The sequence below is a fragment of the uncultured Oceanicoccus sp. genome (genome assembly GCF_963968385.1).
Taxonomy (GTDB): domain Bacteria; phylum Pseudomonadota; class Gammaproteobacteria; order Pseudomonadales; family Dasaniaceae; genus Oceanicoccus.
This window is the reverse complement of the sequence record NZ_CAXAHB010000050.1, coordinates 1-12,696: the sequence shown is the minus strand read 5'-3', so window position 1 is coordinate 12,696 and position 12,696 is coordinate 1. Positions and strand designations below refer to the sequence as shown.

The 12,696-nt window shown below is 44.1% G+C and carries 12 protein-coding genes; 9 read left to right on the top strand and 3 right to left on the bottom strand.

What is annotated here, in order from left to right; translation table 11 throughout:
- On the top strand, nucleotides 1–2,033 hold a 2,033-nt coding region (locus AACP44_RS06580; RefSeq protein ID WP_339339680.1), incomplete at its 5' end, for a TonB-dependent hemoglobin/transferrin/lactoferrin family receptor.
- 84 nt (nucleotides 2,034–2,117) lie between these two features.
- Here AACP44_RS06580 and AACP44_RS06575 read toward each other — a convergent pair.
- Entirely contained in the window at nucleotides 2,118–2,645 is a 528-nt protein-coding gene (locus AACP44_RS06575; protein ID WP_339339679.1) for a pyridoxamine 5'-phosphate oxidase family protein, read from the bottom strand.
- Nucleotides 2,642–3,043 (bottom strand): heme utilization cystosolic carrier protein HutX, encoded by a 402-nt coding sequence (hutX, locus tag AACP44_RS06570; protein ID WP_339339678.1) that lies wholly within the window; start codon nucleotides 3,041–3,043, stop codon nucleotides 2,642–2,644. Before hutX ends, AACP44_RS06575 begins: the two co-directional genes overlap by 4 nt.
- 397 nt (nucleotides 3,044–3,440) lie before the next feature.
- On the opposite strand from hutX, the gene AACP44_RS06565 reads away from it, so the two are divergent.
- The 5 genes from AACP44_RS06565 to AACP44_RS06545 all read left to right on the top strand — a co-directional run bounded on the left by AACP44_RS06565 (nucleotide 3,441) and on the right by AACP44_RS06545 (nucleotide 7,447).
- The gene (locus AACP44_RS06565) at nucleotides 3,441–4,295 is read left to right on the top strand and encodes an ABC transporter substrate-binding protein (protein ID WP_339339677.1); all 855 of its coding nucleotides are present in this window, start codon (nucleotides 3,441–3,443) and stop codon (nucleotides 4,293–4,295) included.
- An 11-nt stretch (nucleotides 4,296–4,306) separates the two neighbouring features.
- The gene (locus AACP44_RS06560) at nucleotides 4,307–5,332 is read left to right on the top strand and encodes an iron ABC transporter permease (RefSeq protein WP_339339676.1); all 1,026 of its coding nucleotides are present in this window, start codon (nucleotides 4,307–4,309) and stop codon (nucleotides 5,330–5,332) included.
- Nucleotide 5,333: 1 nt separating this feature from the next.
- Nucleotides 5,334–6,092, top strand: coding sequence for a heme ABC transporter ATP-binding protein (locus tag AACP44_RS06555; RefSeq protein ID WP_339339675.1), 759 nt, complete (start codon nucleotides 5,334–5,336; stop codon nucleotides 6,090–6,092).
- A gap of 146 nt (nucleotides 6,093–6,238) precedes the next feature.
- Nucleotides 6,239–6,361, top strand: a complete 123-nt coding sequence (locus AACP44_RS06550) for a hypothetical protein (RefSeq protein WP_339339674.1) — start codon at nucleotides 6,239–6,241, stop codon at nucleotides 6,359–6,361.
- A gap of 195 nt (nucleotides 6,362–6,556) precedes the next feature.
- Nucleotides 6,557–7,447, top strand: a complete 891-nt coding sequence (locus tag AACP44_RS06545) for an alpha/beta hydrolase (protein WP_339339673.1) — start codon at nucleotides 6,557–6,559, stop codon at nucleotides 7,445–7,447.
- 64 nt (nucleotides 7,448–7,511) lie between these two features.
- Here the strand turns inward: AACP44_RS06545 and AACP44_RS06540 are convergent, their stop codons facing one another.
- On the bottom strand, nucleotides 7,512–9,137 hold the full coding sequence (locus tag AACP44_RS06540) for an AMP-binding protein (protein ID WP_339339672.1): 1,626 nt from the start codon (nucleotides 9,135–9,137) through the stop codon (nucleotides 7,512–7,514).
- A gap of 874 nt (nucleotides 9,138–10,011) precedes the next feature.
- Between AACP44_RS06540 and AACP44_RS06535 the strand changes: the two genes are divergently transcribed.
- The 3 genes from AACP44_RS06535 to AACP44_RS06525 form a co-directional block, all read left to right on the top strand.
- Complete coding sequence (locus AACP44_RS06535) at nucleotides 10,012–10,329, top strand: hypothetical protein (RefSeq protein WP_339339671.1); 318 nt, start codon at nucleotides 10,012–10,014, stop codon at nucleotides 10,327–10,329.
- Nucleotides 10,330–10,410: 81 nt separating this feature from the next.
- On the top strand, nucleotides 10,411–11,568 hold the full coding sequence (locus AACP44_RS06530; protein WP_339339670.1) for an iron-containing alcohol dehydrogenase: 1,158 nt from the start codon (nucleotides 10,411–10,413) through the stop codon (nucleotides 11,566–11,568).
- 283 nt (nucleotides 11,569–11,851) lie between these two features.
- The coding region (locus tag AACP44_RS06525) for a hypothetical protein (RefSeq protein ID WP_339339669.1) at nucleotides 11,852–12,696 on the top strand (845 nt) is incomplete at its 3' end.

Below are 12,696 nucleotides of genomic sequence, written 5' to 3'. Positions count from 1 at the left end.
TGATGTTGGTGGTAAGAAAAATTATTAAACGTGTTCTACCTTTGACACTGGGCTTGTTAATAATCAGTCCTTTAGTCTTTGCTCGGGATAATTTGGATGCTATTTCTGTTATCGCAACAAAAACAGAACGTTCCATTTTTGATACCCCTGAAACGGTTAGCAAAATTGGGCGGGAAGAAATCGATCGATTTCAGGCACAAAAACTCAGTGATGTATTAAGCAATGTGCCCAGCGTTAGCTTTGGTTCCGGGCCAAGAGCGATAGCCGAAAAACCATTGATTCGTGGATTGGGTGGCAATAGGATTTTGATTACCGTGGATGGCGCCCGACAAAATTTTAATTCCGGCCATAAGGGTAGGGTATTTATTGATCCGGAGATTTTAAAAGAAGTTGAAGTGTTACGCGGCGCCGGCTCTGCGGTTTATGGTAGTGGCGCTATGGGTGGTGTTATTGCCATGAAAACCAAAGATGCGCAAGACTATCTGGAGCCCGATGAATCTTGGGGGGTACGGATTAAAACCGCTTACCAAGATGTTAATGATGAATTAAAAGCAACCGCAACAGTTTTTGCTCGTTCGGATATGATGGGCGGGTTTGATTTTTTGTTTAATGGTAGTCATTCGACCTCTTCGGATATGACTCTCGGTGGCGGGGATACGCTGGAAGACTCCGCGGAAAGTTTGTGGTCAAATCTGACCAAAGTGACATGGGATATAGCCAAAAGTCAGACGATGATTTTTTCACATCAGTATTCCTTTCAATCCGGTGAGGTTCCAGCGCAAGCGGATATTCGCAGTTCTGCTACCGCGGTATTGACTGATAGGGAGACCGAAGTAAAACTGGATCGTATTGAATACCAACATAGCGGTGATCATAATCCTTGGTTAAATCTGAGTGCCTTTGCTTATCTTAATCAGCAAACTATTCGTGAAAAACGTATCGGCACCAATGGCAGGCTGGACACTATTGACTTTGATACCGCCGGTATTGATATTCGTAATATTAGCGACTTGAGGCAGGGCAGTATTTCACACCGGTTAAATTATGGATTGGAATATTACCAAGATACCATGGCCAGCCGTGAAGGTAGGCTTAATTTTGACAGTGCATTTCCAGATGCCACATCCGATGTGTTAGGGATTTATTTTCAGGATGAAATAACGATAAAAACTCATGGTAAAACCAGTTGGGTTATTATTCCCGGTCTGCGCTTTGATAAAGCTAATAGTCAGTCTGACCAAGCCGAGGCAATTGGTGTTGCAGAAACGACTAAGCAAGAGCAGCTCTCGCCTAAATTGGGTATTGTCTATAAAGCTGAAAACAACACTAACTATTCCTTTAACTATAGTCAGGCCTTCAGGACGCCAAATTTCCAAGAACTCTATATCTCCGGCGTACATTATGGTGCTAATAATTTTTTACCCAACCCCAATCTGAAAGCAGAGCAATTGGAACATGGTTATGAGTTGGGTGTTCGTACAAAATCAAAAAATCTGTTTTCTAAGCATGATAATACCGAATTCCGTGCTAGCGTTTATTGGAATGAATATAAAAACTTTATTAATAGCTTTCTTAGCCGAACAGTAACTAGCTTTGATAATGTTGGTGAGGCTAGGGTCTATGGCGCCGAGCTTGAGTTTAGTCATTACGCGGCGGTGTTGGATTTGGATACTGTGATGTCAATAAGTTATGCCAAGGGTGATGATTTAATTAAAGATCAGCCTCTAACCAGCATTCCCGGTCATTCCATCAAACTCAACTTGCAAAAATATTTGCCTGGCAACGGTGTGACCTTAGGTGCCAGAGCTGTGGTTAATTTACGGCAGGATAGGGTTAAAGATGGTCAGCCAGAAACAGAGCCTTATAATACTTACGATCTTTATATGACTTGGATGCCGCCGATTGATCGCTTAAATGATTTGCATATCGTGGCTGGTGTCGACAATGTGACCGATAAGCTTTATACCCCGCATTTATCCTCATTGCCGGCGGCGGGTCGCAATTATAAATTAAGTATTTCATTGCAGTTTTAACCAATGATCTTGCACGGTTGTCTATGGTCAGCTTTGCCATCAGAGGAATGGCTGTTTGCAATAAATAGGTCTCCGAAAAAGGCCTTATGCGCTAACTCGCGGCTTATGACCATCTCTAAGGTGTTCAATGCTTTCGCCGATCAAAGAGTTGCCTGCAATGGTATAGGCGCGGCCAAAGTCCTTTACAAATCGCCCACCCAGCGGTATCAGTTTAAACAAGTTAAAATCTGACAGTTCACTCAGGTTTTGGATTCGCTCGCCATGTTTCTGGAACAGGTATTTAATACCTTTATCATAGGCTTCGCCGGCCTCATGACAAATATGCTTTGCCTCGACTTGATAGTTAACTCGAATGCGGGCAAAAATAGTTTGGGCCTCAGATTCATCCTCAACAATTAAAACCGCAGCCTTGGGATTATTTTTAAGGTTAATGCCATGGATAGCGATATCGCTGAGCAACACATAGATGCAATCATCACTAATAGCATAGGGTGCATAAGAGGCATATGGATGGCCATTCCGATCCAATGAGGATAAATGCAAGGTATGACGGCTGGTTAAGAATTCTTTTAGCTCGTCACCTAAACGGTTCTCCATAGCTTTATTTTTCATAACTGTGCTCCTGTTTTATATTGTTCTTTTAGAGCTAGGTACTCAGATTTTTGTGAGGCATAGAGTTCACCATGCTTATCGCGCCCGAGAAAAATTTTAAAAATACATTCTTGCTTGTCGTTCTGAAAAACAAAGGCATGACTTTCTTTACCGCGATGATGTTTACTCTGAAAAAAAATTGTTTTTACCTTGTTCAGGTTTAAGTGACCCTCAAAGCCATTGTCAGCTATTAAGTTGTAAAATCCCTGTGCCATTTTTCCTTTGGGGAAAACGCCTTTGAATTCAAAGACACTGCCTCCATGCAAAATAATGGTCGTGGTGTTTTGCCAAGTGCTGATATTTTTTAGCAACACTTCTGCCTGTCCGCCTGGCATAAAAACATTGTTAGTTGTATTCATATTTTATGTTTTCTCAGCTGACATTTATATTGAACATGATTCATGTAGCGAGTTTTCAGCTTTATAAGCCGCAGTCCTAGCATTCGGATTGTTTTGATCGCAGGCTAATCAGCGAAAAACAAAAGCACTATAGTTTGTGTTTTTGGCATCATTAGCTCTGTCTTTGATATTGTTGTTTGTTGCTTGGCATAGCAGATAGAGTCATGCCAACACGCAATCGCTAAATTATATTAAAATTAATCTAAATGCAAATCATTATCGTTTGCATTAGATATTTGGGGTTGCTAGAATTTCATCTATTCGGTCATCTAACAACAGAAAGTAGGGGTGTAATCGATATTAAATAAAAAAATACGGTTTATGCCCTAATTATTACGTAGCAGGAGATTTCATCATTATGACCATAAGCTATCTTAAAAAAATGCTTCGACCTGGCCATTATGGTGTTTTATTGCTGGCTGCATTAGTGATCAGTTCACCGGTTGTTGCTCAGCCACAACGTATTATTAGTACCGATGCGGGTGTTACTGAGGTTTTGTTAGCACTGGGTGTTGGTAATAGGATTGTAGGAGTTGATGTAACCAGTGCCGTGCCAGATAAATTTTCGGTAAAAAAACTGGGTTACCACCGTATGCTTTCCGCTGAGGGTTTATTAAGCCTTAACCCGAGCCTTGTTGTTGGCAGTAAACATATGGGGCCGCCGGAAACCGTCACCGCCATCCAAAAGGCGAATTTACAATTGGTTCAATTACCGGTGGCAAAAAATGAAAAAAATCTCAAAGCCAATATTCAAGCCATCGGTACTCTAGTGGGCAAGGAAACGCAGACACAACAGCTACTGCAAAGCATTGATCATAAAATGGCTGCAGTGAATAATATGCAGCTAACGGCTAATACTAAGGTGGCTTTTTTACTGCAGATGGATGGCCGTGGTATTCGTCTGGCGGGCAAAGGCACTACAGGTGGTGATTTGATCGCTTTGCTGGGTGGAAAAAATTTGGGTGAGCATAACGGTTATCAAACGGTCTCTTCTGAAGCGTTGTTGGGATTGAAGCCAGATGTCATTATCGTCGCAAGTCGTGATAGCAACCAATCCTCCGTAGAAACTTTGCTAACAAACAATACGTTGTTAAAGCACTCCCCGGCGGCAAAGCAACAAAAGATTATTGAGGTTGATGGCAGTGCCCTTGTGGCAGGTATTAGTTTGCCTGCCATTGATGCACTTCAGGTGATGGCTGCACAACTGCAGTAAGTGATTGCTTGATGCGAAGAACCTCCTTCTCGTTATTATTATTCCTTTGTCTGGTGTTGGGTTTGGTGGCGATTACGCTGTCGCTAACTCGTGGTGCAATGGCGATGGCGGCCAGTGATATTTTGTTGGCGCTTTGGGATGGCTTATGGGGAACAAAGTTAAGCAAACTGGCGGATTACCAACAATTGGTGATTTTGGATTTACGCCTGCCAAGGACCTTGTTGGCTCTGTTTGTTGGTGCTGTTTTGGCGCAGTGTGGTGCAGTTATGCAAGGCTTATTTCGCAATCCGTTAGCGGACCCCGGTATTATAGGTGCATCATCCGGAGCAGCGTTAGGTGCTGCGCTTGTGATGGTTTTAATTCCGGTATTCTTGCAGGGCGCTGCTATTCCTGTCGCTGCATTTTTTGGCGCACTATTAACTACCTTGCTAGTTTTCAAATTAGCCCAAGGTCAAAATGGCACCTCGGTGGTGATGTTATTGCTGGCTGGTGTTGCGGTAACCGCTTTTGGTGGTGCGGCGATGGGTTTTCTTAATGTGATTGCCAGTGATCAGGCCCTGCGGGATATCACGCTCTGGCAAATGGGTTCAGTGGCCTATACAGATAGCAATAGTTTGTTATTGTGTTTTGTCGTGATGGTATTGATGGCTTGGTATTTTCAGCGTCATGCACAATCACTTAATGCACTACTACTGGGAGAGTCTGAGGCTAGGCACTTGGGTATTGATGTTGAAAAATTAAAAATAAAATTAATTGTGGTCACGACTATTGGTATTGGCGTGACCGTTTCCGTTGCTGGCATTATTGGTTTTATCGGATTGGTGATTCCTCATTTGGTGCGAATGCTAACCGGGCCAGATCATACAACACTGCTACCATTATCAGCTGTTTTCGGTGCTTTGTTGTTGCTATGTGCGGATATTGGTGCGCGTTTATTGATGGCCCCTGCAGAGTTGCCGGTAGGTTTGCTAACAGCCTTACTCGGTGCACCTTTCTTTGCCTTTTTACTGATTAATCAACGCAAAAATTTTATTTAATATGTTGGATATAAAACAGTTACGGGTTGTTGTTGATAACAAAGTTTTACTGAATATTGATCATTTTCAATTGGAAGAAGGTGAAGTATTTTCTGTGTTGGGCAAGAACGGGGCCGGTAAATCCACATTATTTAAATCTATTTGTGGTGATATTCCCGCCACCGGACAAAGATATTTCCACCAACAAGATATTGAGCGCTGGCCTAGACAGAAACTGGCAAGGCATTTGGCGGTATTGCCACAGAGTAGTCAGTTAAACTTTCCGTTTTCTGTGCAGGAAGTGGCAGCATTGGGCTTAATCCCCCTGTCCATCAATCGACGACAGGGCATGCAGTTGGTAAAGGCAATGTTGGCGTTAACAGATACCCTGCAATTTGCAGTTCGGCCCTATCTAAGTTTATCAGGCGGTGAACGCCAGCGTGTTCACCTAGCTAGAGTGCTAGTGCAACTTTCACAGGCTGAACAGCCCCCCTTATTATTATTGGATGAACCCACCTCAGCCCAAGATTTGGCGCAACAACACCGGATGCTAGAAATGACTCGTAGACTATGTAATGAGCGTCATTACACAGTCCTGGTGATCATGCATGACCTTAATCTCAGTTTGCGTTATGCGGATAGAGTAGGGCTTTTGCATGCGGGCTATTTGGTCGACATCGGCAAACCGGATTTGGTATTAACTCCTGCTAATGTTGAACAGTACTGGGGTTATTGCCCCCAGCAACTGGTGACGGCCTCTGGCCAATGTGTGCTGGCCTAGCATAAGGCTGGAAGTTGGTGTGTCAGTGAGTTGCAATGGTGAGTTTGCCATGCAATCGCTGACCTGTTTGTCCCAGTTATCTCCTAGTAGCTTGTAGTACCTTGTTTTGGCCTTATCTGCTGGAGTATGGTTATAACTGGTTCCATATGATGCCCGCCATCTTTGGTTTGCCGGTGTCTGCCATGGTGGCGATTAATGTCATTATGGGTTGCCTTACCCTGGCGATATTAATGCATACCGAAGGCCGTGAGCTCGGTGTATCAATATAGCTGCCGATAATAGCGATTACCTTTATTGGTATTTCCAGTGGTCTGCCTTTGTATCTTTATTTGCGCGAGCGAGCTAACAAAAACACCGCCCGTAATGTATTATGACGACTGTTGCGACTGACAATTGAATAGCAATACACAGACTTTTTTTCCGATAGCCAGATGGCGTAGCTGAAAAGCTCAATGGAGTATTTTGTGAAACTAGCTCGAATTGCCCTGATAGGTCTGTTTTTTATTAGTGCTGCGGTGTCAGCAAATTACAACCGCGATCAGGCCATGATCGTTGCGCAATTAAACGGTATTGATATTGCCTATACCAGCGTTGGTGATGTCAACGCACCAGCAGTACTGATGATTATGGGGCTTAGTGCGTCGCATCGTGCATGGCCCGAGGATTTAATCAATGGATTGGCCGCGGCGGGGTACCGAGTTATTTTATTTGATAATCGCGATACCGGTGAGTCTGCGCGGCTCGATGCATTAGGTAAGCCTAGCTTACGTTGGCAGTGGTTAAAAAGCGCTACCGGTTTAAAAGTGGTCAATCCTCCTTACACTCTTAACGATATGGCGGCAGACAGCATTGCCCTGCTGGATCAATTAGGCATTGAGAAAGTGCATATTGTCGGTGCTTCTATGGGTGGCATGATTGCGCAGATTATTGCAGCAGAGTATCCGCAGCGAACAGCTTCTTTGGTGTCTATTATGTCCACGACCGGTGCTCGGCATTTGCCTAGATCAAAAAGACAAAACAAGCGAGAAGGGTGGAGTATTGAGAAGTTGCATGATCGCGGTTTTTATCGGAGTGCTATCCCGCGACAGTTTATGGCTGTGGTTGCTGCCGGAGACCGCTCTGAACAGGTACGTACGATCAGTGTGCCAACACTGGTGTTACATGGTGAGGAGGATACTATGTTGCCTCCTGCACATGGTTTGCACACCCACGAGTTAATCACCGGTTCTACTTATATCAGCTTTCCGGGGATGGGACATGCAATGCCAGCAAAACTACTGCCGACAATTCTGGATGCAGTGAAGAGTCATTTTTCGGCCGCCACTAAAGCTATGATGAAAGTTAGTTCACAATAAGTTTCAGCCGATATAGAGTCACCTTGGAAAACGCAACAAACGTTTAATTGGCACAATGCTTGGCTTAGCGCAATTCGCGCCGTAAAATTTTACCGACATTGGACTTGGGCAGGTCATCGCGAAATTCGATAAACTTTGGAACCTTGTAAGCGGTGAGTTCCTGACGACAAAATTTTCTAAGCTCAGCCTCTGTTGGCTCGCTATTTTTACAAACGATAAAGGCTTTTACCGCCTCGCCTGAATCCTTATCTTTAACGCCCACAACTGCGCATTCAAGTACATCGTTATGACTGGTTATCACGTTCTCGATTTCATTGGGATAGACATTAAAACCGGATACCAGAATCATATCTTTAATCCGATCAACGATTTTATAGAAACCATCATCAAGTTTTACCGCAACGTCACCGGTTTTGAAAAAGCCTTCGGCGTCGATCGCTTCATCAGTGGCATCTGGGCGCTCCCAGTAACCCATCATAACCTGCGGTCCGCGCACCCAAAGTTCGCCTTCTTCGCCATCTGTAACCACTTTGCCGGAGCCATCCATTAATTTTATTTCCTGAAAGCCCACCGGTTTACCCACCTTGCCAATCTGCCGAGTTGACGGCACATTGAGTGTGACACTAGCCGAAGTTTCAGAAAGACCGTAGCCCTCAATTAGTTTGGAGTTAGTTCGACGTTCCCATTGTTCGGCGACATCAGGCACCAGTGCGGCGCCACCAGAAAGGGTCCACTTTAAATTTGACCAATCTACGGCATCAAATTTTTCGTTGGCCATTAAACCGGCAAGCATGGTGTTAACGCCAGCAAAGCCAGTCAAGGGAAAGGATTTCATTACATCCAGCAGGCCGTCAAGGTTTCGTGGATTTGGGATTAATACCGAGTGGCCGCCAGAGGCAAAGTTTCCGCAAAGATATAAACTAAACCCGAAGATATGGTAAATAGGCAAGGGTGCAATCAATAGGCCGTTAAGTTTTTCACCATCTTCTGCAAGGTGTTTTTGACCCTGTTCTACGCTCGCAATAATATTGCCATGGCTAAGCATTGCGCCCTTAGCAACGCCAGTGGTACCGCCGGTATATTGAAGCACCGCCAAATCGTTTAATGTTGGAGGAGTCGATGGTAGGTCCTTGCCTTTGCCAAGGTCGATCGCGGTGGGTAAGGTCACCAGCTTTACCGATTCATCCAGATGATGGTCTGGTGCTGGCTGAGCCTCGGTCATATCTAACATATTGGTGGCGATAACCAGCTTGATGTCAGTATCGGGAATGACCTTTTCCGCCGCTGCAACAAAATCACTGAGTACCACTAATGCCTTGGCACCGCTATCTTGAAATTGGTGACGCAACTCCCTTTCAGTATAGAGCGGGTTAGTATTCACCAGTACCAAACCGGCGCGTATAATGCCCCAAGCCGCTACCGGATACTGAATCAGATTGGGCAGTTGAATAGCTACCCGATCACCATGTTTCAAGCCACCATCGCTGCGTAGCCAGGCGGCAAAACTGGCCGACATTTTGTCTATTTCAGCATAAGTGACGTCTTGATCCAGACAGGTAAAGGCGATCTTGTCAGCAAATTCAGTGCAAGCCCTTTCAAACAGATCTAGCACAGATGTGTAATTTTCATCGTTGACAGCGTCAATTTGCTGGCGAGCGAAGTCAAAGCGGGGGTCAGTGGTAAAATTCATAGATATGGAGCTCTTTCAATTTAGCTAATAATTAGAAATTTTATAGATTTATCAATTATATAGGCAACGAGTAAAGGTTATTATTAATGCACTCAATTGCCAGTTGGAAATCCCTGATAAGCTGTTCGATATTAGCCGCCAAGGTACTGCAAAATCGATTATTTTAGGGAATCATATTCAGCCAACTGTATCTGGCCAACCTAGTGGCGTCAACGATTCTATTGACGTAGATACTTATCCATCAGCTAGTTGATGTCAAGAAGGCGTAGTTACTGAGCGATATTTTTTACCGCAGATAGCGGTAGCAGAGATTTACTGTGCTTTCCGGTAGTTTTATGCATTGACCATTTTAGGAACCAGCTTTTTCATAAAAATATAGTCAATACTGGGGAAGTAGCGTTTAGGCTTCCACAATATTCCCTCCCGCCGATGCGGTATAATGGCGTGCTTGCCATTATTTGAATCCTCATAAATTATTTTGGCGATACCCTCTGCAGTAACCGATGATCTGTCCATCATTTTTTTGGCTACATTCACGTTATTGCTACTGCTAGTGCGTATGGTTTTCAAAAGGTTGCTTGGGAGGGATCTAGGGCGTACCGCAGACAAGCTGACACCGAAAGCAGCTACAGGGTCTCTGGTGATGTGGCGCCGGCATTGTTAACCAAGGCATCCAATCCCTGCCAGCGTTTAAGGATATGATTGATCAGATGCTGCTATTGATCTTCATTGGTAATATTCGGATGTTGTAAAAAGCAATCGTTACCATGTTGGCCTTTTAGCTGGGCGGCAACCTGGCGACCTTGTTCATCTTGAATGTCAGCAATAAATAGAGTTAAATCACGGGCTGTATAGGCTGTTAGTCAGTGCAAAAATGATGGCAAATGCCTATGGTGGGGATTTATATGTGGTGAATGCTTACCGAGATTCTTTGTACTACCCTGATCGTGGCCAGTTAGCGAATGAGTCCGACCTTGATGGCAGTAAGGTTCATGTGGAGCAGGGTTTTACCAGTGAAGTGATAGCGGTGGTGTCTAGAGAAATAAACGCTGATTTAGGAATGATAGGCACCTTAAATCAAATCGGTAAAGAAAGTACTCTACGTGATGATGCCGCCGAGAGGGTGATTTCCTTCTTAGATGTGGATACTCTAGTTGCTAATTCAAAGGTTCGTCTGGAGGGTTGGCCATAATAAGATGGCTAGTCATTTTCCAACTATACCTCTAAACCTGTTTTGTTAATTGTTGAATAGCGTAATTAATGTGGAATAAATATGTTGAATTTTAGTTTTCATAATCCTACCAGCATTCATTTTGGTGTCGGTCAGATCGAAAAGATAGATAAGGAAATCCCTCAAGATGCCAAAGTATTGGTGATTTATGGTGGTGGTTCGATTAAAAAAAATGGCATCTTTGATCAGGTGATTGACGCTTTGGGTGGGCGTGAATGGGCTGAGTTTTCCGGAATAGAGCCCAATCCAAATTACGATACGTTGATAAAATCACTGCCGTTAATCAATGATATGCAAGTGGATTATTTGCTTGCCGTGGGTGGTGGGTCAGTTATTGATGGTGCTAAATTTATAGCCGCCGCTGCTAAGTTTGAGGCTGGCGAACCCTGGGATATTATCGCTAAGCGGGCCAAAGTAAGTCAGGCCTTGCCTTTGGGTGCTGTGTTAACGTTGCCTGCCACAGGCTCTGAATCAAACAGTAGTGGAGTCGTGACCCGCAATGGTCATAAGTTGCCTTTTACCAATAAATTATTGCGGCCTCAGTTTGCAGTGCTTGACCCTCAGGTAACCTTAAGCCTGTCGGATCGTCAAATTAGTAATGGTATTGTCGATGCTTTTGTCCATGTTATGGAGCAATATTTAACCTACGATGTTAATGCCAAAGTGCAGGATCGATTTTCTGAAGGTCTTTTAATGACCTTGATTGAAGAGGGACCAAAAGCATTGAATAGCGAGACGAAAGATGATCTGGACGTGCGAGCTAATGCGATGTGGTCAGCGACTCTGGCACTCAATGGTTTAATTGCAGCGGGTGTTCCACAAGATTGGACCGCTCATATGATTGGCCATGAACTCACCGGTCTATACGATATTGATCATGCTAGAACGTTGTCTATTACTTTCCCCGCGGTCATGAAGGTTCGTCGTGATGTGAAGCGAGATAAATTGCTGCAATATGCCGAGCGTGTTTGGCATGTGGTTGATGGTAATGAAGATCAACGTATTGATAAAGCGATTGAATTAACCGAGAACTTTTTTAAAACAATGAATGTGCCAACTCGGTTAAGTGAGATCGACTTAGATGCAACCCATATCGATACTATTCTAGAGAAATTGCAACAACATGGCATGGTGGCCTTAGGCGAACGGCGAGAAATTACTCCCGATATCACTCGTATTATTCTGGAAGCCGCCCTGTAGCTAGATGCTTCTGCCGATCTAAGGTATTAGTGGTACGGCACCTAGGTACAGCACCGATAATAAGATCAATATAAGCCCAGTAGCATTAGCACAGGGTTGGGCGTTGTTGTTAGCCAGTGTGCTGATATTGATTCTACTTTCTGATTTATTTATGATCAGTGCAGATGTCTGGTCTTGATGTGGTTTTATTTTTGTTGACAGCTACTTAATTTATATATGGATAACGATATTTATGCGGTTCCTTAAATATTATTTACGATGCTTGATAGTCTGTTTCTGCCTGTTGCCTAGTGTAAGCATTGGTGCGGAAGATGAATCAGGGAGTCAATCAGCTGAGTGGGTCTACGATCAGCGCCCGAGTGTTGTGCATATCAACGGTTTTTTGACAGCAGGGGTCAGTCAGGCTAATCCAGAAGTGAATACTATGCTTAACAAGTTTAGTGATGATTTATCCTTTGATACCAAGACCTTGCTGGGTCTGCAGGGAACTTTGCAGTTGTCGGATAAATTTGATGTTACCGCCCAGATAGTGGCTAAAGCAGACAGGGATTGGGATGTTGATCTGGACTGGGTTTTTTTTCGTTACCGTCTGGCGGATGATTTATCCTTTCGTGCAGGTCGCTTACGCTTGCCATTTTATTTGTTTTCTGAGTCCGCTGATGTGGGATTTAGCTATCCTTGGGTATCACCTCCCACTGAAATGTATCTTCTACCACTGGTTAATTATGAGGGCGTTGATTTACTGTACTCAGCATCGGCCGGCGACTGGATTCATCAGTTTCAAGTTGTTGGCGGTAGTGTTGATAAAGACAATTTTAAGACCAGTTATAACTACGGCGTCAACTTGACTTCCAGTAGTGGGCCCTGGACATACCGAGCCAGTTTCTTGGCACTGTATGATGTTGAGTTTGGTTTGCCCCCATTGTCCGGACAACCCTTGGTTGAAGTTGAGGATCCAGCCAACTACTACGCCATGGCAGCGATGTATGACGATGGCGATTGGTTATTGATATCGGAGTTATCTGTTGTAGATACAGCAGCTAGTAAGCGGTTATTTGGCAGTGATGCAGGTTATCTTACGGTTGGTAGGCATCTAGGCCGTTGGCTACCGCACGTTACCTATGCCAA